This window comes from Enterobacter sp. N5-15, assembly GCF_057221635.1.
The window spans coordinates 4,477,671-4,498,078 of the sequence record NZ_CM170150.1; the positions used below are offsets into that span (position 1 = coordinate 4,477,671).

At 57.7% G+C, this 20,408-nt stretch carries 16 protein-coding genes; 10 read left to right on the forward strand and 6 right to left on the reverse strand.

Annotated elements, in window-relative coordinates; all coding sequences use genetic code 11:
- Positions 1-7 precede the first annotated feature (7 nt).
- On the forward strand, positions 8-892 hold the full coding sequence (gene hslO / locus AC2TE5_RS21275; protein ID WP_162269339.1) for an Hsp33 family molecular chaperone HslO: 885 nt from the start codon (positions 8-10) through the stop codon (positions 890-892).
- A gap of 352 nt (positions 893-1,244) precedes the next feature.
- Entirely contained in the window at positions 1,245-2,861 is a 1,617-nt protein-coding gene (pckA, locus tag AC2TE5_RS21280) for a phosphoenolpyruvate carboxykinase (ATP) (RefSeq protein WP_484612314.1), read from the forward strand.
- A 127-nt stretch (positions 2,862-2,988) separates the two neighbouring features.
- On the opposite strand, the gene envZ is transcribed toward pckA, so the two are convergent.
- Together envZ and ompR are read right to left on the reverse strand one after the other, a co-directional pair.
- On the reverse strand, positions 2,989-4,335 hold the full coding sequence (gene envZ / locus AC2TE5_RS21285; RefSeq protein ID WP_010436407.1) for a two-component system sensor histidine kinase EnvZ: 1,347 nt from the start codon (positions 4,333-4,335) through the stop codon (positions 2,989-2,991).
- Entirely contained in the window at positions 4,332-5,051 is a 720-nt protein-coding gene (gene ompR / locus AC2TE5_RS21290; protein ID WP_001157751.1) for an osmolarity response regulator transcription factor OmpR, read from the reverse strand. Before ompR ends, envZ begins: the two co-directional genes overlap by 4 nt.
- Before the next feature lie 228 nt (positions 5,052-5,279).
- Between ompR and greB the strand changes: the two genes are divergently transcribed.
- From greB to feoC, 5 genes are all read left to right on the forward strand, one after another.
- Positions 5,280-5,753 (forward strand): transcription elongation factor GreB, encoded by a 474-nt coding sequence (gene greB / locus AC2TE5_RS21295; protein WP_014885539.1) that lies wholly within the window; start codon positions 5,280-5,282, stop codon positions 5,751-5,753.
- Between the two features lie 87 nt (positions 5,754-5,840).
- Positions 5,841-8,171 (forward strand): Tex family protein, encoded by a 2,331-nt coding sequence (locus tag AC2TE5_RS21300; RefSeq protein ID WP_484612315.1) that lies wholly within the window; start codon positions 5,841-5,843, stop codon positions 8,169-8,171.
- A gap of 319 nt (positions 8,172-8,490) precedes the next feature.
- A complete protein-coding gene (feoA, locus tag AC2TE5_RS21305) occupies positions 8,491-8,718 on the forward strand; it encodes a ferrous iron transporter A (protein WP_008503050.1) in 228 nt (75 codons plus the stop codon).
- 30 nt (positions 8,719-8,748) lie between these two features.
- The gene (gene feoB, locus AC2TE5_RS21310; RefSeq protein WP_484612316.1) at positions 8,749-11,067 is read left to right on the forward strand and encodes a Fe(2+) transporter permease subunit FeoB; all 2,319 of its coding nucleotides are present in this window, start codon (positions 8,749-8,751) and stop codon (positions 11,065-11,067) included.
- Between the two features lie 10 nt (positions 11,068-11,077).
- On the forward strand, positions 11,078-11,314 hold the full coding sequence (feoC, locus tag AC2TE5_RS21315; protein WP_024907906.1) for a [Fe-S]-dependent transcriptional repressor FeoC: 237 nt from the start codon (positions 11,078-11,080) through the stop codon (positions 11,312-11,314).
- Between the two features lie 33 nt (positions 11,315-11,347).
- Here the strand turns inward: feoC and AC2TE5_RS21320 are convergent, their stop codons facing one another.
- On the reverse strand, positions 11,348-11,617 hold the full coding sequence (locus AC2TE5_RS21320) for a YdgH/BhsA/McbA-like domain containing protein (RefSeq protein ID WP_133295262.1): 270 nt from the start codon (positions 11,615-11,617) through the stop codon (positions 11,348-11,350).
- A gap of 111 nt (positions 11,618-11,728) precedes the next feature.
- A complete protein-coding gene (bioH, locus tag AC2TE5_RS21325; RefSeq protein WP_213329112.1) occupies positions 11,729-12,502 on the reverse strand; it encodes a pimeloyl-ACP methyl ester esterase BioH in 774 nt (257 codons plus the stop codon).
- A gap of 36 nt (positions 12,503-12,538) precedes the next feature.
- Between bioH and gntX the strand changes: the two genes are divergently transcribed.
- The 3 genes from gntX to gntT all read left to right on the forward strand — a co-directional run bounded on the left by gntX (position 12,539) and on the right by gntT (position 15,570).
- Entirely contained in the window at positions 12,539-13,222 is a 684-nt protein-coding gene (gntX, locus tag AC2TE5_RS21330; protein ID WP_484612317.1) for a DNA utilization protein GntX, read from the forward strand.
- A gap of 61 nt (positions 13,223-13,283) precedes the next feature.
- Entirely contained in the window at positions 13,284-13,859 is a 576-nt protein-coding gene (gene nfuA / locus AC2TE5_RS21335) for a Fe-S biogenesis protein NfuA (RefSeq protein WP_029742206.1), read from the forward strand.
- A 394-nt stretch (positions 13,860-14,253) separates the two neighbouring features.
- The gene (gene gntT, locus AC2TE5_RS21340; RefSeq protein ID WP_213329110.1) at positions 14,254-15,570 is read left to right on the forward strand and encodes a gluconate transporter; all 1,317 of its coding nucleotides are present in this window, start codon (positions 14,254-14,256) and stop codon (positions 15,568-15,570) included.
- A gap of 86 nt (positions 15,571-15,656) precedes the next feature.
- Here the strand turns inward: gntT and malQ are convergent, their stop codons facing one another.
- Together malQ and malP are read right to left on the reverse strand one after the other, a co-directional pair.
- Positions 15,657-17,738, reverse strand: a complete 2,082-nt coding sequence (gene malQ / locus AC2TE5_RS21345) for a 4-alpha-glucanotransferase (RefSeq protein WP_484612318.1) — start codon at positions 17,736-17,738, stop codon at positions 15,657-15,659.
- A 9-nt stretch (positions 17,739-17,747) separates the two neighbouring features.
- Positions 17,748-20,141, reverse strand: coding sequence for a maltodextrin phosphorylase (malP, locus tag AC2TE5_RS21350; RefSeq protein WP_213329108.1), 2,394 nt, complete (start codon positions 20,139-20,141; stop codon positions 17,748-17,750).
- Between the last annotated feature and the right edge of the window lie 267 nt (positions 20,142-20,408).

Consider the following 20,408-nt stretch of genomic DNA (forward strand, 5'->3'; position numbering starts at 1 on the left):
ACGAGAGATGAAAATGGCCCAACACGACCAATTACACCGCTATCTGTTTGAACAATTCGCCGTGCGCGGCGAGCTGGTCACCGTATCCGAAACCTGGAAACAGATTCTGGAAAACCACAACTACCCGCTGCCGGTGAAGACCCTGTTGGGCGAACTGCTGGTTGCCACCAGCCTGCTGACGGCGACGCTGAAGTTTGCCGGTGATATCACCGTGCAGCTGCAGGGTGACGGCCCGATGACGCTGGCGGTGATCAACGGCAATAACCAACAGCAGATGCGCGGCGTGGCGCGCGTTCAGGGCGACGTGCCTGAAAATGCGGACCTCAAAACGCTGGTAGGTAATGGCTACCTGGTGATCACCATCTCCCCTGAGGAAGGTGAGCGCTATCAGGGCGTGGTGGGTCTGGAAGGCGATACCCTGGCAGCCTGCCTGGAAGATTACTTCATGCGTTCTGAACAGCTGCCGACGCGTCTCTTCATCCGCACCGGTGAAGTGGACGGTCAGCCTGCTGCCGGCGGTATGCTGCTGCAGGTTCTGCCTGCGCAGGACGCACAGACCAATGACTTCGAGCACCTGGCGACGCTGACCGAAACCATCAAAGCGGAAGAGCTGTTCAACCTGTCAGCGACCGACGTGCTGTGGCGTCTGTACCACGAAGAAGAAGTGACGGTCTACGACCCGCAGGCGGTGGAATTTAAGTGCACCTGCTCCCGCGAGCGCTGCGCTGGCGCGCTGAAAACCCTGCCGGATGAAGAGATCGACAGCATCATGGCGGAAGACGGCGAAATTGATATGCACTGTGACTACTGCGGTACGCACTACGTGTTCAATTCGATGGATATCGCTGAGATCCGCAATAACGCCTCCCCGGCGGATCCGCAGGTTCACTAATATCCCCATCCTGTTCCCTCTCCCTTTGGGGAGAGGGCTGGGGTGAGGGGTAAAAAACTCCCCCCAAGCTGAATCGTTTTCCCTATGTAACTCTTACGTAATTTTCTTACGTGTATGCGATTACATTCACATTCTTTCCGATAAAATCACCACTCTTTAACCTTTTCGGAACATTTTCCCCAACCAAAAAGCGATTCCTGCGATAATCCGCCTGCGCTGTGACTGGAGTCGCAGCGTTTTCCGTTAGTAAGGGTTTTGTCCAGATGCGTAAATCTATGAGCCCCGTCGCGGTTAACAACCTCAGAAAAACCCTACAATTTCAGGCAGTACATATTGGCTAAGGAGCAGTGATATGCGTGTTACTGGTTTAACCCCGCAAAATCTCAAGGCTTATGGTATTCACGACGTCCAGGAAATCGTCTACAACCCCGACTACGATACGCTGTATCAGGAAGAGCTCAATCCAGCACTGGAAGGATACGAGCGTGGTGTGTTGACGAATCTTGGTGCTATCGCCGTCGATACCGGTATCTTTACCGGTCGTTCGCCGAAAGATAAGTATATCGTCCGAGACGAAACCACCCGCGATACGCTGTGGTGGGCTGACAAGGGCAAAGGGAAGAACGACAACAAACCGCTCTCCCCGGAAACCTGGCAGCACCTGAAAGGGCTCGTCACCCATCAGCTTTCCGGCAAGCGCCTGTTCATTGTCGACGCTTTCTGCGGCGCTAACGCCGACACCCGTCTCTCCGTGCGTTTTATCACTGAAGTGGCCTGGCAGGCGCATTTCGTGAAAAACATGTTTATTCGTCCAACCGACGAAGAGCTGCAGGATTTCACCCCGGATTTCATCGTGATGAACGGTGCAAAATGCACGAATCCACAGTGGAAAGAGCAGGGTCTGAACTCCGAAAACTTTGTGGCCTTCAACCTGACCGAGCGTATCCAGCTGATCGGCGGAACCTGGTACGGCGGCGAAATGAAGAAAGGGATGTTCTCCGTCATGAACTACCTGCTGCCGCTGCGGGGCATCGCCTCCATGCACTGCTCGGCTAACGTCGGTGAAAAAGGCGACGTGGCGGTATTCTTCGGCCTGTCCGGCACCGGTAAAACCACCCTCTCCACCGATCCAAAACGTCGTCTCATTGGCGATGACGAACACGGCTGGGATGACGACGGCGTATTCAACTTTGAAGGCGGCTGCTACGCGAAGACCATTCGCCTGTCCGAAGAGGCCGAGCCGGATATCTTCCACGCGATCCGTCGCGATGCGCTGCTGGAAAACGTCACCGTGCGCGCCGACGGCTCCATCGACTTCGACGATGCGTCGAAAACGGAAAACACCCGCGTCTCTTACCCGATCTACCACATCGACAATATCGTGAAGCCGGTGTCAAAAGCGGGTCATGCCACGAAGGTCATTTTCCTGACGGCGGATGCGTTCGGCGTGCTGCCTCCGGTGTCCCGCCTGACGGCCAGCCAGACGCAGTACCACTTCCTCTCCGGCTTTACCGCCAAGCTGGCGGGTACCGAGCGCGGCGTGACGGAGCCAACCCCAACCTTCTCAGCCTGCTTCGGCGCGGCCTTCCTGTCGCTGCACCCGACGCAGTACGCTGAAGTGCTGGTGAAACGCATGCAGGCATCCGGCGCGCAGGCCTATCTGGTGAACACCGGCTGGAACGGTACCGGCAAACGTATCTCTATCAAAGATACCCGCGCGATTATCGACGCCATTCTGGATGGTTCTCTGGACGACGCCGAAACCTTCACGCTGCCAATGTTTAACCTGGCGATCCCAACGTCGCTGCCGGGTGTGGATACGCATATCCTCGACCCGCGCAATACGTACGGTTCTCCTGAGCAGTGGCGCGAGAAGGCGGAATCGCTGGCGAAGCTGTTTATTGAGAACTTCGAGAAGTATACCGATACCCCGGCGGGTGCTGCGCTGGTGAGTGCGGGACCAAGGTAAAAGCAAAAGGCAACGTAAGTTGCCTTTTTTAATGTTTTCTCCCTCTCCCCGTGGGAGAGGGTCGGGGTGAGGGCATCAGGCCGCAGAGACCACATTTTGTCGGGGGGTGGCGAGCGCCACCCTTTTTTTAACCCTCTTTCACCTGCCCCCGCGTCACCGGTACCGGCAGCCAGGCGCGAATGCTCAATCCACCCCGCTCGCTGGTGCCAATTTCCAGCAGCCCGTTGTGGTTATCGATAATACGCTGAACAATCGCCAGGCCTAAGCCCGTACCGCTGGTGCTGCGCGCGCTGTCGCCGCGCACAAACGGCTGGAACAGATGCTTACGCTGCTCGGGCTTGATGCCCGGACCGTCATCCTCCACCTGGAACCAGGCGCGGTTGAGTTCAGACCCGCTGCTGACTTTGATCCAGCCGTTACCGTACCGCGCCGCGTTGACCACCATGTTGGCAACCGCACGTTTGATGGAGAGCGGGTGCATGCGTACCTGGATCTCCCCCGCCTGAAGGTCGGTATCAATCTCGCGCTCGTAGCCGCTTTCCGCCGCCACCACCTCGCCCAGCACCGCGTTCAGATCCGCCATCTCCATTGGCATCTCCTGCCCGGTGCGCAGGTAGTCGATGAACTGCTCAATGATGGCGTTACACTCTTCGATGTCCTTGTTGATGGACTCGGCAAGGTAACCGTCCTCTTCCCCCATCATCTCCGTCGCCAGGCGAATACGCGTCAGCGGCGTGCGCAGGTCATGGCTGACGCCCGCCATCAGCAGCGTACGGTCATCCGCCAGCTGCTTCACGCCTGCCGCCATATGGTTAAACGCGCGCGTCACCGAACGGACTTCCGAGGCGCCATACTCGCGCAGCGGAGGAGGAATAATTCCTTTACCGACCTGCAGCGCAGCGTGCTCCAGGTCGACCAGCGGTCGGTTCTGTATACGGATAAATAGCCACGCGCCGCCTATCGCCAGCAGCATAATCGCCAGGGTGTAGCGGAACAGCGGCGAGAAGTCGCCCTGATGGATTTCGGTCAGCGGGACGCGCACCCAGATATTGGGTGACAGCCAGGTTTTCAGCCAGACGACGGGCGAGCTTTTGTTGACCTCAACGCGCACTTCCGTTGGGCCGCCCAGCTGCTGCGCCATCTGCTGGCTGAGGAATTCGTAATGCTGCGCCCAGCGCAGGCCCGCGTCTTCCGCCGCTTCGTTGGAGTAGAGCGAAATGCCCAGCTCACGGTAGATTTCACGGCGAAACGCCGGGGGAACGACGAGCTGCGTGCCGTCCTCCAGCTGCAGTTTGTCGGTCATCAGCATACGGACTTCGTAGGCCAGGACCTTATTAAACTGCTGGAGGCTCGGCAGGATCGCAAAGTTCAGCACCACCAGATAGGTCGTCACCAGGCTGACGAACAGCAGGGTGACGATCAGCAACAGGGTGCGGGCAAACGAGCTACGCGGCGAGAAGCGCATTCGCCTCATGCTTTAGAGCCGTCCGGGACGAACACGTAGCCCAGACCCCATACGGTCTGAATATAACGAGGATGAGCAGGATCTTCTTCCACCATGCGGCGCAGGCGAGAGATCTGCACGTCAATAGAGCGTTCCATTGCGGAGTATTCGCGACCGCGCGCCAGGTTCATCAGCTTGTCACGGGAAAGCGGTTCACGCGGGTGGCTGACCAGCGCTTTCAGTACCGCAAACTCGCCGCTGGTAAGCGGCATTGGCTCGTCTTCACGGAACATCTCGCGCGTGCCGAGGTTCAGCTTGAACTTGCCGAAGGCGATGACGGCTTCTTCCTGCGACGGTGCGCCTGGCAGTTCGTTCGCCTGACGGCGGAGAACAGCGCGAATACGCGCCAGCAGTTCACGCGGGTTAAACGGTTTTGGAATGTAGTCGTCCGCGCCGATTTCGAGGCCCACGATACGGTCAACTTCCTCGCCCTTCGCCGTCACCATGATGATCGGCATCGGGTTGCTCTGGCTGCGCAGACGGCGGCAGATAGAAAGCCCGTCTTCGCCGGGCAGCATCAGGTCGAGCACCATCAGGTGGAAAGATTCACGGGTCAGCAGACGGTCCATCTGCTCAGCGTTCGCGACGCTACGAACCTGGAAGCCCTGCTCAGTCAGATAACGTTCCAGCAGCGCACGCAGGCGCATGTCGTCATCCACGACCAGAATTTTGTAGTTCTCTTGCATTGTGTGTACTCCCAAAGGTTCGGATAGTCTTTGTAACAGCGTATTCTAAAAAAGTGCACGTATTCGACCAGCTAATTCTGGTATAAATTCTAGTCGAAATTGTTACAAAGCATATTTAACAGCAGCTTATCTGCTCATTTCATCACATAAATCATTATTAATCCTGTCTGTTACACTGTGTGGTACGTATTGTGCGCAAGACAGAAAACCGGCAGCAAAGGCTTTACCATGAAAACGCCCCTGATCACCCGCGAAGGGTATGAGAAACTCAAAAAAGAGATGGATTACCTCTGGCGCGAAGAGCGTCCTGAAGTAACCAAAAAAGTCACCTGGGCGGCAAGCCTGGGCGATCGCAGCGAAAACGCTGACTACCAGTACAATAAAAAGCGGCTGCGCGAAATTGACCGCCGGGTTCGCTATCTGACCAAGTGCCTCGAGAATCTCAAAATTGTCGATTACTCCCCGCAGCAGGAGGGCAAGGTATTTTTCGGCGCGTGGGTGGAAATTGAAAACGACGACGGTGACACCCTGCGGTTTCGCATTGTCGGCTACGATGAAATTTTTGGTCGTAAGGATTACATCTCCATCGACTCCCCGATGGCCCGCGCTCTACTGAAAAAGGAAGTGGGCGATCTGGCCGTCGTTCAGACCCCGGCCGGAGAAGCCAGCTGGTACGTCAATGAGATCGTCTACGTAAAATAGTCCGAGAGCGCCCTCCCCGGCTGGCATTTTGCCGTGTCAGCCCGTATAACTATCCCCTGATTTTTCGACTCAACAGATGATAAAGCCATGATGAAAGATTCGCTCTGCCGCATTATTGCGGGTGATATTCAGGCCAGAGCCGAACAGGTAGAAGCTGCCGTTCGCCTGCTTGATGAAGGGAACACCGTGCCGTTTATTGCACGCTATCGTAAGGAAGTCACCGGCGGTCTGGATGACACGCAGCTGCGTAACCTGGAGACCCGTCTGGGCTATCTGCGCGAGCTGGAAGAACGTCGTCAGGCGATCCTCAAATCCATCGGCGAACAGGGCAAACTGACCAGCGAGCTGGAAAGCGCCATTAACGGTACCCTGAGCAAAACCGAACTCGAAGATCTCTATCTGCCGTATAAACCGAAGCGCCGCACGCGCGGGCAGATTGCGATTGAAGCGGGCCTTGAGCCGCTGGCCGACCTGCTGTGGAACGAGCCGTCCCACGACCCGGAAACCGAAGCCGCCAAATTTATCGACGCCGACAAAGGCGTAGCGGACACCAAGGCCGCCCTCGACGGCGCGCGCTACATTCTGATGGAGCGCTTCGCCGAAGACGCCGCCCTGCTCGCTAAAGTGCGTGATTACCTGTGGAAGAATGCCCACATCGTCTCTACCGTCGTCGCGGGTAAAGAGGAAGAAGGCGCGAAATTCCGCGACTACTTCGATCACCACGAACCGATCTCTACCGCCCCTTCACACCGCGCGCTGGCGATGTTCCGCGGCCGCAACGAAGGCGTGCTCCAGCTCTCCCTGAACGCCGACCCGCAGTTTGACGAGCCGCCGAAAGAGAGCCACTGCGAGCAGATCATTATCGACCATCTCGGCCTGCGCCTGAACAACGCCCCGGCGGACAGCTGGCGCAAAGGCGTGGTGAGCTGGACCTGGCGCATCAAGGTGCTGATGCACCTCGAAACCGAGCTGATGGGCACCGTGCGCGAGCGCGCCGAAGATGAAGCGATTAACGTCTTCGCCCGTAACCTGCACGACCTGCTGATGGCCGCCCCTGCCGGCCTGCGCGCAACCATGGGTCTCGATCCGGGTCTGCGTACCGGCGTGAAGGTCGCCGTGGTTGACGGCACCGGCAAGCTCGTCGCCACCGACACCATCTATCCGCACACCGGCCAGGCAGCGAAAGCGGCCGTCGTGGTGGCGGCGCTGTGCGAAAAATACAACGTGGAGCTGGTTGCCATCGGCAACGGTACGGCGTCCCGCGAAACCGAACGTTTCTACCTCGACGTGCAGAAGCAGTTCCCGAAAGTGACGGCGCAGAAAGTGATCGTCAGCGAAGCGGGGGCATCCGTCTATTCCGCCTCCGAGCTGGCGGCGCTGGAGTTCCCGGACCTGGACGTTTCCCTGCGCGGTGCGGTTTCAATCGCTCGCCGCCTGCAGGATCCGCTGGCGGAGCTGGTGAAGATCGACCCGAAATCTATCGGCGTGGGTCAGTATCAGCACGACGTGAGCCAGACTCAGCTGGCGCGCAAGCTGGATGCGGTGGTGGAAGACTGCGTAAACGCCGTCGGCGTTGACCTGAACACCGCCTCCGTCCCCCTGCTGACCCGCGTGGCGGGCTTAACCCGCATGATGGCGCAGAACATCGTCGCCTGGCGTGATGAGAACGGCCAGTTCCAGAACCGTCAGCAGCTGCTGAAGGTGAGCCGTCTGGGGCCAAAAGCCTTTGAGCAGTGCGCGGGCTTCCTGCGCATCAACCACGGCGATAACCCCCTGGATGCCTCTACCGTTCACCCGGAAGCGTACCCTGTGGTGGAACGCATTCTGGCCGCCACCCAGCAGGCACTGAAAGATCTTATGGGTGACAACAGCGCCCTGCGCAACCTGAAAGCCGTTGATTTCACCGACGACAAATTTGGTGTCCCAACCGTCACCGACATCATCAAAGAGCTGGAAAAGCCGGGCCGCGATCCGCGTCCTGAGTTCAAAACGGCGACCTTTGCTGACGGCGTGGAAACCATGAACGACCTGCTGCCCGGCATGGTGCTGGAAGGCGCGGTGACCAACGTGACCAACTTTGGCGCGTTTGTGGATATCGGCGTGCATCAGGACGGACTGGTGCATATCTCATCCCTCGCCGACAAGTTCGTTGAAGACCCGCACACCGTGGTCAAAGCGGGCGACATCGTGAAGGTCAAAGTGCTGGAAGTGGATCTGCAGCGCAAGCGTATCGCCCTGACCATGCGTCTGGACGAGCAGCCTGGCGACACCAACGCGCGCCGCGGCGGCAATGGCGGTGGCCGCGAGCAGCAGCGTCCGGCCGCGAAAGCAGCAAAACCGCGCGGACGTGATGCGCAGCCTGCCGGCAACAGCGCGATGATGGATGCGCTGGCGGCAGCGATGGGTAAGAAACGCTAAGGTTGTCAATGCCCGGTGGCGCTGCGCTTACCGGGCCTACGGTTTTGTAGGCCGGGCAAACGCAGTGCCGCCCGGCAAGCAGGCCGCAGCGAATTAAAATAAATAGAATGTAGCCATATTTAAACCACTAATTATCACCCCGTTAACAAATACTCCTCTTTTCATTTTCCAGGCAATTCAGCAAATATTGAGCAAGGTCAAACAGGCCGTAAATTAATACCGCAAACAACATTCCGTCACAGTTTTAATATTGCTGATAAAAACTATTCTCATTATCATCCCATAGTAGATAATTTAACCTTTCGTGGAATCAGGCGTTATGCAATTCACTCCAGACAGTGCATGGAAGATTACCGGTTTTACCCGCGAAATTAGCCCGGCCTATCGGCAAAAGCTGCTGTCGCTGGGCATGCTGCCCGGCTCGTCATTCCAGGTCGTGCGCGTGGCGCCGCTAGGTGACCCGGTTCACATCGAAACCCGCCGCGTGAATCTGGTGCTGCGTAAGAAAGACCTCGCGTTAATAGAAGTCGAAGCCTTATCCCGATAACAAGCCAGCGGTTTCAGTGAGTCTAAAAAAATGAAAAAGTTAACTATTGGCTTAATTGGCAATCCTAATTCCGGCAAGACCACCCTTTTTAACCAGCTGACCGGCGCACGCCAGCGCGTGGGCAACTGGGCGGGCGTGACGGTTGAGCGTAAAGAGGGCCAGTTCACGACAACGGACAATCAGGTGACGCTGGTTGACCTTCCCGGCACCTACTCCTTAACCACCATTTCGTCGCAAACCTCGCTCGATGAGCAGATTGCCTGCCACTATATTCTTGGCGGCGACGCGGACCTGCTGATCAACGTGGTCGACGCCTCCAATCTCGAGCGTAACCTTTATCTGACGCTGCAGCTGCTGGAGCTGGGTATCCCCTGCATCGTGGCGCTCAACATGCTCGACATTGCGGAGAAACAAAAGCTGCGCATCGACGTCGATGCCCTCTCCGCGCGCCTGGGGTGCCCGGTCGTTCCGCTGGTCTCGACGCGCGCTCGCGGTATTGACGCGCTGAAGCTGGCCATTGACCGTCACCAGGGTAATCGCGACATTGAGCTGGTGCATTACGCGCAGCCTCTCCTGCGCGAAGCCAATTTGCTGGCGCAGGAGATGGACAACAGCATGCCTGCGAAACAGCGCCTGTGGCTCGGCCTGCAGATGCTGGAAGGCGATATCTACAGCCGCGCTTACGCCGGGCATGCGGCAGATAAGCTGGACGCGACGGTAGCCCGTCTTAGCGACGAGCTGGACGACCCGGCGCTGCACATCGCCGATGCGCGTTATCAGGCCATCGCCTCGATTTGCGACGTTGTCAGCAACGCCCTGACGGCAGAACCCAGCCGCTTTACGGCAGCGGTGGATAAAGTGGTGCTTAACCGCTTCCTCGGTTTGCCCATCTTCCTGCTGGTGATGTACGTGATGTTCCTGCTCGCCATTAACATCGGTGGCGCACTCCAGCCCATTTTCGACGCTGGTTCCGTCGCGGTCTTCGTGCACGGTATTCAGTGGGTGGGTTACACCCTGCACTTCCCGGAATGGTTAACCATCTTCCTCGCACAGGGGATCGGCGGCGGTATCAACACCGTTCTGCCTCTGGTGCCGCAGATCGGCATGATGTATCTGTTCCTCTCGTTCCTGGAAGATTCCGGCTACATGGCGCGCGCCGCGTTCGTGATGGATCGTCTGATGCAGGCGCTGGGTCTGCCGGGTAAATCCTTCGTTCCGCTGATTGTCGGCTTCGGCTGTAACGTGCCGTCGGTGATGGGCGCGCGCACGCTTGATGCGCCGCGTGAACGTCTGATGACCATCATGATGGCGCCGTTTATGTCCTGCGGTGCCCGCCTGGCAATCTTTGCGGTCTTTGCCGCTGCCTTCTTCGGTCAGCAGGGCGCGCTGGCGGTCTTTTCGCTGTACGTGCTGGGCATCGTGATGGCGATCCTCACCGGTCTGATGCTGAAGCACACCATCATGCGCGGTGAAGCGTCACCGTTTGTGATGGAGCTGCCGGTGTATCACGTGCCGCATCTGAAAAGCCTGGCGATCCAGACCTGGCAGCGCCTGAAAGGCTTTGTGCTGCGCGCCGGTAAGGTCATTGTCATCGTCAGCATTTTCCTGAGCGCGCTGAACAGCTTCACCCTCAGCGGGCAGGCGGCAGATAACATCAACGACTCTGCCCTCGCCTCCGTCAGCCGCGTCATCACGCCGGTCTTTAAACCGATTGGCGTGCATGAGGATAACTGGCAGGCAACCGTCGGGCTGTTCACCGGCGCGATGGCAAAAGAGGTGGTTGTCGGCACCCTGAACACGCTTTACACCGCTGAGAACATTCAGGAGCAGGAATTTAATCCGGCAGAGTTTCATCTCGGGCATGAACTGCTGGTTGCCGTAGAGGAGACCTGGCAGAGCCTGAAAGACACCTTCAGCCTGAGCGTGCTGGCGAACCCTATTGAGGCGAGCAAAGGCGACGGCGAAATGGCGACGGGTGCCATGGGCGTGATGGGCGAGAAATTTGGCAGCGCGTCCGCGGCCTACAGCTACCTCATCTTTGTTCTGCTCTACATTCCGTGCATCTCCGTGATGGGAGCGATTGCCCGCGAGTCCAGCCGCGGCTGGATGGGCTTCTCCATCCTGTGGGGGTTAAACATTGCGTACTCGCTGTCGACGCTCTTTTATCAAACCGTTAACTTCAGCCAGCATCCGCGCTACAGCCTGGTCTGCATTCTCGCGGTTGTGCTGTTTAACGTGATAGTGCTCGGTCTTCTGCGGCGGGCACGCAGCCGCGTCGACATCGACCTGCTGGCAAACCGTAAAACCGCCGCGACCTGCTGCAGCAGCCCGGCGGGCGACTGTCACTAAGGAGCACACCATGGCATCGTTGATTCAGGTTCGTGACCTGCTGGCACTGCAAGGGCGGATGGAGGCGAAACAGCTGAGCCTCAGCCTGCATACGCCGCAGCCGATGATCGATGCCATGCTGGAAAGACTGGAAGCCATGGGGAAAGCCGTGCGGATTCAGGAAGACGCGGACGGCTGTCTATCCGGCAGTTGTAAAAGCTGTCCGGAAGGAAAGGCCTGCCTCAGGGAGTGGTGGGCACTGCGTTAATCAAGCCAGGCATCGCTGCCTGGCTTTATCGTATTACTTGTAGACGTCCGCCGTTGCGCGTACGTTTTTGGTCTGCTTTTCAGCGCTGGTGACGACGTAGTACGTTCCGCCCAGCTCATCCGCTTTCTTCGACAGCTCTTTTCTCGCGTCCATCGGCGCGGTGGTGTCAGACGTAGAAATTTCACCAATTTTCGTCAGATTCATGCTGGCAACTTTATCTTTTTCCAGCTCTTTTGCCGCAAAGACGCCAAATGACAGTGACCCAATAACCAGAGAAGTGACAATACCTGTAACAAGTTTCATAACCTGACTCTCCATAGGATTGTTGTTTTGATTATCGTAGGCAGAACAACCGCAACGACATCAGGAGTATGGTTGCGGTGTGTAACTTTTTCCAGGCTGGATAGAAAATAATCAGTCTAAACGTTGACTTAACGCAATGAGCGCTGAACAAAACTCCGTCGGATGGGAGATAAACGGGGCATGTGCGGCTTTGGCAATAATCTGCGATTCGCTGTCCGGCCAGAGCGAATCCAGCAGCGGAACCACTTTGCGCGGCACAATCCCGTCGAGGTAACCGTAGATACGCAGGTGCGGCACCGTCAGCGCGGCCAGCGGCTCGCGCAGGTCAACCGTTTTCAGGAGCTCAAGACCCCCGTTAAGCACCTCAACCTCCGGCATCGGCAGCGAAAGCACGGTCTGCTTCAGCGTTCGGGCATCTTTACGCGCGGTGTCAGTGCCCATTGTCTGCAATGCAAGAAACCGCTCCACGGTCCGCTGAAAATCTTCGCTCAGCTGCTGCTGGAAGCCCGCCAGCACTTCAGGTTTGATCCCTGGCCACGCGTCCTGCGCGCTAAAACAGGGTGACGACGCCACCGTTACCAGGGCTTGTACGCGGTCAGGCCGCGACAGTGCAATCTGGCTCGCCACCAGCCCGCCCAGGCTCCAGCCCAGCCAGACCGCGTTTTGCGGCGCTGCGTCCAGAACCTGCTGCGCCATCTCATCAAGCGATAACGCGCCATATCCGCGGCTGCGGCCAAAGCCGGGTAAATCCACCAGATGCAGTGTGAAATGCGAGGCAAGTTCCTCACGTATGCAATGCCATATCTCCGCGTTCAGGCCCCATCCGTGCAGCAGCACAAGATGGCAATTTCCTGTCCCTACGGTCTGCCACCACAGCGTCTTCATCAGTTACTGTTCTCTTTTTTCACATGGAGGTTGCACATGCTAACAGTACCCGGCTTGTGCTGGCTATGCCAAATGCCGCTGGCGCTCAGCCGGTGGGGCGTCTGCTCCGTCTGCACGCGATCGCTGGAATGGCGTATCGGGACCTGTCCACAATGTGGTTTACCGGCCACAAATCCCTCTTTGCCCTGTGGCCGCTGCCTGAAAAAATCCCCGCCGTGGAGCGCGCTGGTGGCCGTGGATGATTATGTTCCCCCGCTGAGCAGGCTGATTCACGCGCTAAAGTTTTCCGGGCAGAGCTCGCTGGCACAGCCCCTTGCCCGCCTGCTATTGCTGGCGGTTTTGCAGGCACAGCGTCAGCGTGCGCTGCCGAAAATCGACATGGTGGTGAATGTCCCCCTATACCGGCGTCGGCACTGGCGGCGCGGCTATAACCAGAGTGACCTGATCTGCCGCCCCCTCGCGCGGTGGCTCGGCTGTCGGTATGAGGCCAACGCGCTTACACGAGTTCATGCCACCGCCATCCAGCATCAGCTCAGCGCCCGGCTGCGCAAAAGAAACCTCAAAAATGCCTTTCGCCTTGAATTGCCGGTCGACGGTCTCCATATCGCGATTGTGGATGATGTCGTCACCACGGGCAGTACCGTTGCTGAACTTTCCCGACTGCTTTTGCGAAGCGGCGCCGCGTCGGTTCAGGTATGGTGTCTGTGCCGTACCTTGTAGCCCTTCTTCAATGGGCGTATGATTATACCCAGGTAATTTAGTCAACTATTAGGCCAAAGCTATGATCCGTATTTCCGATTCTGCACAAGCGCACTTTGCCAAACTGCTGGCAAATCAGGAAGAAGGGACGCAGATCCGCGTGTTTGTGATTAATCCAGGCACTCCGAATGCAGAATGTGGTGTTTCTTATTGTCCTCCGGACGCTGTGGAAGCGACTGACACTGCCCTTAAATTTGAACAGCTCACCGCCTACGTTGATGAGCTGAGCGCACCGTATCTTGAAGATGCGGAGATCGACTTCGTCACCGATCAGCTGGGTTCTCAGCTGACCCTGAAAGCGCCGAACGCGAAAATGCGTAAAGTGTCTGACGATGCCCCGCTGATGGAGCGCGTTGAGTATCTGCTGCAATCCCAGATCAACCCACAGCTGGCGGGCCACGGCGGCCGTGTAACCCTGATGGAAATCACGGAAGACGGTCTGGCGATCCTACAGTTCGGCGGCGGCTGTAACGGCTGTTCGATGGTCGACGTGACCCTGAAGGAAGGGATCGAGAAGCAGCTGCTGAACGAATTCCCGGAACTGAAAGGCGTGCGTGACCTGACCGAGCACCAGCGCGGCGAGCACTCTTACTACTAATTCAGTGTTCGCCCGTATTGCCCGGTGGCGCTGCGCTTAGCGAGCCTACAAAAATAGTGAGGTCTGATGCCCTCACCCCGGCCCTCTCCCACGGGAGAGGGTGAAAACATTAAAAACGGTAACCTTGTGGTTACCGTTTTGCGTTTACCTCTCCCTCTATATGTTGACCTGCGTCTCATAATTCACATTTTGCCTGCCTGGGTGATTCTCAATCACATCATGTTACCCGTATCATTCTCGTGGGCACTAAGCACACTCATAACAGCCGACTAAACTTAATGGTTTCCAAGGCATCAGTATTAGTGCCGTTAACACTCTGTTCCCAGTTGGGACAATCGGAATTTGTCGTTGAAACAATGACGTTACCCATAACAATTCAAAGGCCAGGTAAATCATGCCATTAGTCATCGTTGCTATCGGTGTTGTGTTATTACTGCTCTTGATGATCCGCTTCAAGCTGAACGGATTTATCGCTCTGGTTCTGGTGGCACTTGCAGTCGGTCTGATGCAAGGGATGCCGCTGGTTAAGGTTATTAGCTCCATTAAAGCCGGCGTCGGCGGTACGCTCGGCAGCCTGGCGCTGATCATGGGCTTCGGTGCCATGCTCGGCAAAATGCTGGCGGACTGCGGTGGCGCGCAGCGTATCGCCACCACCCTGATTGCCAAATTCGGTAAACAGCACATTCAGTGGGCCGTGGTGTTAACCGGTTTTACCGTCGGTTTCGCGCTGTTCTATGAAGTGGGCTTCGTGCTGATGCTGCCGCTGGTGTTCACCATCGCGGCTGCGGCAAACATCCCGCTGCTGTATGTCGGTGTGCCAATGGCTGCGGCGCTGTCCGTGACCCACGGCTTCCTGCCGCCGCACCCGGGTCCAACCGCTATCGCGACCATCTTCCACGCGGATATGGGTAAAACCCTGCTGTTCGGTACGATTCTGGCGATCCCAACCGTGATTCTGGCAGGCCCGGTTTATGCCCGCTTCCTGAAAGGCATTGATAAGCCGATCCCGGAAGGTCTGTACAGCGCCAAAACCTTCACCGAAGAAGAGATGCCTGGCTTTGGCGTCAGCGTCTGGACCTCTCTGGTACCAGTGATCCTGATGGCCATGCGTGCCGTGGCGGAGATGATCCTGCCGAAAGGCCATGCGTTCCTGGCCGTTGCGGAATTCCTGGGTGACCCGGTGATGGCAACGCTAATTGCGGTGCTGATCGCGATGTTCACCTTCGGTCTGAACCGCGGTCGCTCAATGGATCAGATCAACGACACGCTGACCTCTTCCATCAAAATCATTGCCATGATGCTCCTGATCATCGGCGGTGGCGGTGCGTTCAAGCAGGTTCTGGTCGACAGCGGCGTGGACAAATACATCGCTGCCATGATGCATGAAACCAACGTGTCGCCGCTCCTGATGGCCTGGTCAATTGCTGCGGTTCTGCGTATTGCGCTGGGTTCTGCGACCGTTGCGGCGATCACCGCGGGCGGTATCGTTGCCCCGCTGATTGCGACCACGGGCGTAAGCCCTGAGCTGATGGTTATCGCCGTCGGTTCCGGCAGCGTGATTTTCTCTCACGTTAACGACCCTGGCTTCTGGCTGTTCAAGGAGTACTTCAACCTGACGATCGGTGAAACCATCAAGTCCTGGTCCGCGCTGGAAACCATTATTTCGGTGTGCGGTCTGGTCGGGGTGCTGCTGTTGAATATGGTTGTCTGATGTAAAAAAGCCGGGTGGCGCTGACGCTTACCCGGCCTACATTCTATTCCCTCTCCCTCTGGGAGAGGGTTAGGGTGAGGGTGAAACTACCGCTTCTTACCCACCGCCCTTCTGCGCTTGTCCAAATCCTTAATCAGCCTGTTCACCCCGTCATCGGTAAACATCTTCTCAAGCGTTGTGGACAGCTTGCGACGCCAGTTCTTGTACTGATAGCTGGTGCCCGGGATGTTCACCGGCTCCGCCATATCAATCCAGTCTTCCGGCTGCAGGCCCAGCAGCGCGCTGTTGCTGTCGGCAATATAGCGCTGCAGGCCGCGATTGAGGGTAGCGGTCATCGACATCAACGACGCCTTATGCCCGGCACGTTTCGGCAGACAGCCCTGCTTGTGCAGCGCATCAAGCAGCCCCTGCTTAGAGAGCTCGCGATCCTGATACAGGCCGCGCAAAACCTCTTCATCAGGATACAGACCCAGCGTTTTGCCGAGCGTCAGATCGCCGCTTTCCCAATAGCCACGAAGCGTAGGAAGGTCATGCGTCGTCGCGACTGCCATTGACTGTTCAGGGTACGCTTTCGGCGCGCGGAAGGTTTTCTCATGGTCGTTTTCAAAATAGAGCACTTTATAGGAGTAGACGCCGCTGTCGCGGAGCTTGCTGACAATTTCCACCGGCACGGTACCGAGATCTTCACCGATCACCATGCACTGGTGACGCTTACTTTCCAGCGCCAGGATCGACAGCAGATCGTCAACCGGGTACTGCACGTACGCCCCGTGGTCGGCGGTTTCACCGTACGGGATCCACCACAGGCGCAGCACGGACATCACGTGGTCGATACGCAGCGCACCGCAGTTCTGCATGTTGGCGCGCAGCAGGTCGATAAACGGCTCGTAGGCGCGCGCCGCCATAACGTGCGGATCCATCGGCGGCAGTCCCCAGTTCTGGCCGAGCGGGCCGAGGATATCCGGTGGCGCACCCACGGAGGCTTTCAGACAGTAAAGCTCACGATCGCACCAGGTTTCCGCACCGCCTTCTGCCACACCCACGGCCAGGTCACGATACAGGCCGATCGGCATCTTATAGCCCTGGCTCACCTGCCAGCAGGCGGCAAACTGGCTGTACGCCAGCCACTGCAGCCACAGGTAGAAATCCACTTCATCGGCATATTTTTCACAGAACGCTTTCACTTCAGGCGTGTCGACGGACTGATACACTTCAGGCCAGACCGGCCAGCCCCAGCGCATTTCGTCCTCTTTCACCTGATACGCGTGCAGCGCATCAAACGCCGCCTGCCAGTACAGGCTCTCGCCCTCCTGCATCACAAACTGGCGGAACGCGGCCATCTGCTCGTCGTCACGCTGCGAAAAGCCTTTCCACGCCAGACGCAGCGCGGCCATTTTCAGCGCCGTGACGGTGGAATAGTCCACCCAGTCTGCGTCGCGCGCCTGCTTCAGCGCCTGCTGCGTGGTGCTGAGTTTCCACCACGCCTGCGCCTCTTTGCTGTTTTTGAAGTCATCTAACGCGTTAACGTCGATATAAATCACGTTCAGCCAGCGGCGGGACGACGGGCTATACGGGCTGGCGCTCTCCGGGTTGGCCGGATAGAGCGCGTGGATCGGGTTGAGGCCGATAAACGCGCCGCCGCGCTCGCCCACGGATGCCAGCATCTTTTTCAGATCGCCAAAATCACCGATGCCCCAGTTGCTGTCGGAGCGCAGGGTGTAGAGCTGCACGCAGGCGCCCCACAGCTTTTTGCCTTCGAGCAGCGCCTGCGGCTCGTAGCAGCGTTTTGGCGCGACGATTACCCGGCAGTGGAAACGCAGGTCATCCTGGGTGAGCGTGAGGGTGTGATACCCCTCCGGCAGCTTCGCCGGAAGGTTTAACGTTTTGCCGCCGGTGGCGTGGCCTTTGTGCTGATGCCCCTCTTCGGTGGTAAGCAGCCAGCTAAACTCGCCGCGCCCCTCCACCGCCAGCGGCATCTTTTTGCCTGCGGTGAATACCTTCACGTTCGGCACCGGCGCAACCGACGCTTTCGCGTCGGCTTTGTGCATGGCGTCCAGCAAACGTCTTTTGGTGTCGGCGCCAATAGACTGCGGTTTGCCGTGAGCATTAATGTAACTGAGGCTGATCCCCGCCGCCTGCGCGGCGCTGTCCAGACGTTTACTCTCCATCGCGCTTCCTTAGCGTTTTGCCTGCCAGATACGGGCCTGATAATCACGGATTGAACGGTCAGAGCTGAACATGCCGCAGCGGGCGGTGTTCAGGATGCACGCGCGGGTCCACGCTTCCTGGTCGCGATACAGCACGTCGACCTGTTTTTGCGCTTCAACGTAGGCCGTGAAGTCCGCCATCACCAGATACGGGTCACCGCCGTGTTTGTCCATGCTGTGCAGCATCTGGTCAAACGCGTGCTTGTCGCCGTCGCTGTATTTACCGCTTTCCAGCTCTTTCAGTACAGCATCCAGCACTTTGTCTTTCTTACGCCATTTCACCGGGTCATAGCCTTTGGCCTTAATGGCTTTCACCTCTTCCACGGTATGGCCAAAGATAAAGATATTCTCTTCACCGACCTTCTCGGCGATTTCGACGTTTGCCCCGTCGAGCGTACCGACGGTCAGCGCGCCGTTCAGCGCCAGCTTCATGTTGCCGGTACCGGACGCCTCTTTCCCCGCCGTCGAGATCTGCTCGGAGATATCCGCCGCCGGGATCAGCAGTTCAGCCGCCGAGACGCAGTAGTCCGGCAGGAACACTACCTTCAGCTTGTCGCCCACTTTCGGATCGCTGTTGATCGCCGCCGCCACTTTATTGATGGCGAGGATAATGTTTTTCGCCAGGTAGTAGCCCGGCGCCGCTTTCGCACCGAACAGGAACACGCGCGGCACGCGGTCGGCCTGCGGGTTCTCGCGGATCTCTTTGTACAGCGCCAGAATATGCAGCAGGTTCAGGTGCTGACGTTTGTACTCGTGCAGACGTTTGATCTGGATATCGAAAATGGCATTCGGGTTGATCTCAATCCCGGTACGCATTTTCACGAACTCCGCCAGGCGAACCTTGTTCTCCAGCTTGATCGCGCGGTACTGCTTGCGGAACTTCGCGTCGTCAGCCTGTTTTTCCAGGTTGATGAGCTGGTCCAGGTCGTTGGCCCACTCTTTCTTCAGGGTCTTGTCCAGCAGGCCGGCCAGCAGCGGGTTGCACTGCTTGATCCAGCGGCGCGGCGTGATGCCGTTGGTCACGTTGTGGAATTTGGTCGGCCACAGCTGGTGGTATTCCGGGAAGAGATCTTTGACCACCAGATCCGAGTGCAGCGCCGCCACGCCGTTCACCGCAAAGCCGCTGACTACGCACATGTTCGCCATGCGCACCTGCTTATCGTGAACCACCGCCAGCTTCGCCCAGACCGCTTTGTTGCCCGGCCAGGTTTTATCCACCAGGGTTTTAAACTGGTCGTTAATCTTGTTGATGATCTGCATGTGCCGCGGCAGCAGCGTTTTCACCAGCTTCTCATCCCAGCACTCGAGCGCTTCCGGCATCAGGGTGTGGTTGGTGTAGGCAAAGGTGCGGCTGGTGATGGCCCAGGCGTCGTCCCAGCTCAGCTGATGCTCGTCGATCAGCACGCGCAGCAGTTCCGGGATGGCAATAGTCGGGTGCGTGTCATTGAGCTGAATCACTTCGAAGTCCGGCAGCTGCGCCAGCTTGCGGCCCGCCAGGTGATGGCGACGCAGAATGTCCGCCACGGAGCAGGCGCACTGGAAGTACTGCTGCATCAGGCGCAGCTTTTTACCCGCCAGGTGGTTGTCGTTCGGGTAGAGGACTTTGGTCAGCTTCTCGGCGTCGATGCCCTGCTGCTCGGCGCGCAGGAAATCGCCGTCGTTGAATTTGGTCAGGTTAAACGGATGCGCGTGCTTCGCCTGCCACAGACGCAGCGGCTGCGCCACGCCGTTACGGTAGCCAAGCACCGGCAGATCCCAGGCTTCACCGGTAATGGTGAACGCCGGTTCCCAGAGCCCCTGCTTTGTGACTTTCCCGCCAATGCCGACCTGCACATCCAGCTGCGCGTTGTGGCGGAACCACGGATAGGTATTGCGATGCCAGTCGTCCGGCGCTTCCATCTGATGGCCATCGGCAAACGACTGACGGAACAGGCCGTACTGATAGTTCAGACCATAGCCGATCGCCGACTGGCCGACGGTCGCCATAGAGTCCAGGAAACAGGCCGCCAGACGGCCCAGGCCGCCGTTGCCCAGCGCCGGGTCAATCTCTTCTTCCAGCAGGTCGGTCAGGTTAATGTCGTGTTCTTTCAGCACATCGCCGACGTCCTGATACCAGCCAAGGTTCAGCAGGTTATTGCCGGTCAGGCGGCCAATCAGGAATTCCATCGAGATATAGTTCACGTGACGCTGGCCCTTAACAGGCTTCGCCACCGGTTGAGCATCCAGCTGTTCTGCGAGCGCACCGCTCACGGCCTGCCACCACTGGTGAGGCGTCATTTCGTTTGCAGCATGAAGGCCAAAACGCTGCCACTGACGCGTCAGGGCAGCCTGGAATTGAGCTTTGTTGAAGGTAGGCTGTGACATAGGGGATCGGCATCCTTTAGAAAGAAAACACAAGTTGGCGCTAGTGTGCCTGGCTCATTTCACCTCTTCCTCCTCCTGTGGGGGATTAGACAGGGAGGAGTAGCGGGGATGAGCAGAAAAGTGTGATCGAGGCCACTCTCAGAGCATAGTTCGAGTGTGCCCTGAAGATAAAAAAGTAACAGGGGAGAATGTCAAAGAAATGAAATGCAGTTTCGGGGGAAATTAATCCGCTCAGAAATAATTACTTACGTAGAATAATAATTTAGT

Bases quoted from the DNA above. Each gene is read 5' to 3' on its own strand.
- gntX (WP_484612317.1), top strand. From the start codon at position 12,539: ATGCTAACAGTACCCGGCTTGTGCTGGCTATGCCAAATGCCGCTGGCG.
- ompR (WP_001157751.1), bottom strand. From the start codon at position 5,051: ATGCAAGAGAACTACAAAATTCTGGTCGTGGATGACGACATGCGCCTG.
- AC2TE5_RS21320 (WP_133295262.1), bottom strand. From the start codon at position 11,617: ATGAAACTTGTTACAGGTATTGTCACTTCTCTGGTTATTGGGTCACTG.
- feoA (WP_008503050.1), top strand. From the start codon at position 8,491: ATGCAATTCACTCCAGACAGTGCATGGAAGATTACCGGTTTTACCCGC.
- AC2TE5_RS21300 (WP_484612315.1), top strand. From the start codon at position 5,841: ATGATGAAAGATTCGCTCTGCCGCATTATTGCGGGTGATATTCAGGCC.
- feoB (WP_484612316.1), top strand. From the start codon at position 8,749: ATGAAAAAGTTAACTATTGGCTTAATTGGCAATCCTAATTCCGGCAAG.
- greB (WP_014885539.1), top strand. From the start codon at position 5,280: ATGAAAACGCCCCTGATCACCCGCGAAGGGTATGAGAAACTCAAAAAA.
- gntT (WP_213329110.1), top strand. From the start codon at position 14,254: ATGCCATTAGTCATCGTTGCTATCGGTGTTGTGTTATTACTGCTCTTG.
- malQ (WP_484612318.1), bottom strand. From the start codon at position 17,738: ATGGAGAGTAAACGTCTGGACAGCGCCGCGCAGGCGGCGGGGATCAGC.
- feoC (WP_024907906.1), top strand. From the start codon at position 11,078: ATGGCATCGTTGATTCAGGTTCGTGACCTGCTGGCACTGCAAGGGCGG.
- malP (WP_213329108.1), bottom strand. From the start codon at position 20,141: ATGTCACAGCCTACCTTCAACAAAGCTCAATTCCAGGCTGCCCTGACG.
- pckA (WP_484612314.1), top strand. From the start codon at position 1,245: ATGCGTGTTACTGGTTTAACCCCGCAAAATCTCAAGGCTTATGGTATT.
- nfuA (WP_029742206.1), top strand. From the start codon at position 13,284: ATGATCCGTATTTCCGATTCTGCACAAGCGCACTTTGCCAAACTGCTG.
- envZ (WP_010436407.1), bottom strand. From the start codon at position 4,335: ATGAGGCGAATGCGCTTCTCGCCGCGTAGCTCGTTTGCCCGCACCCTG.
- hslO (WP_162269339.1), top strand. From the start codon at position 8: ATGAAAATGGCCCAACACGACCAATTACACCGCTATCTGTTTGAACAA.
- bioH (WP_213329112.1), bottom strand. From the start codon at position 12,502: ATGAAGACGCTGTGGTGGCAGACCGTAGGGACAGGAAATTGCCATCTT.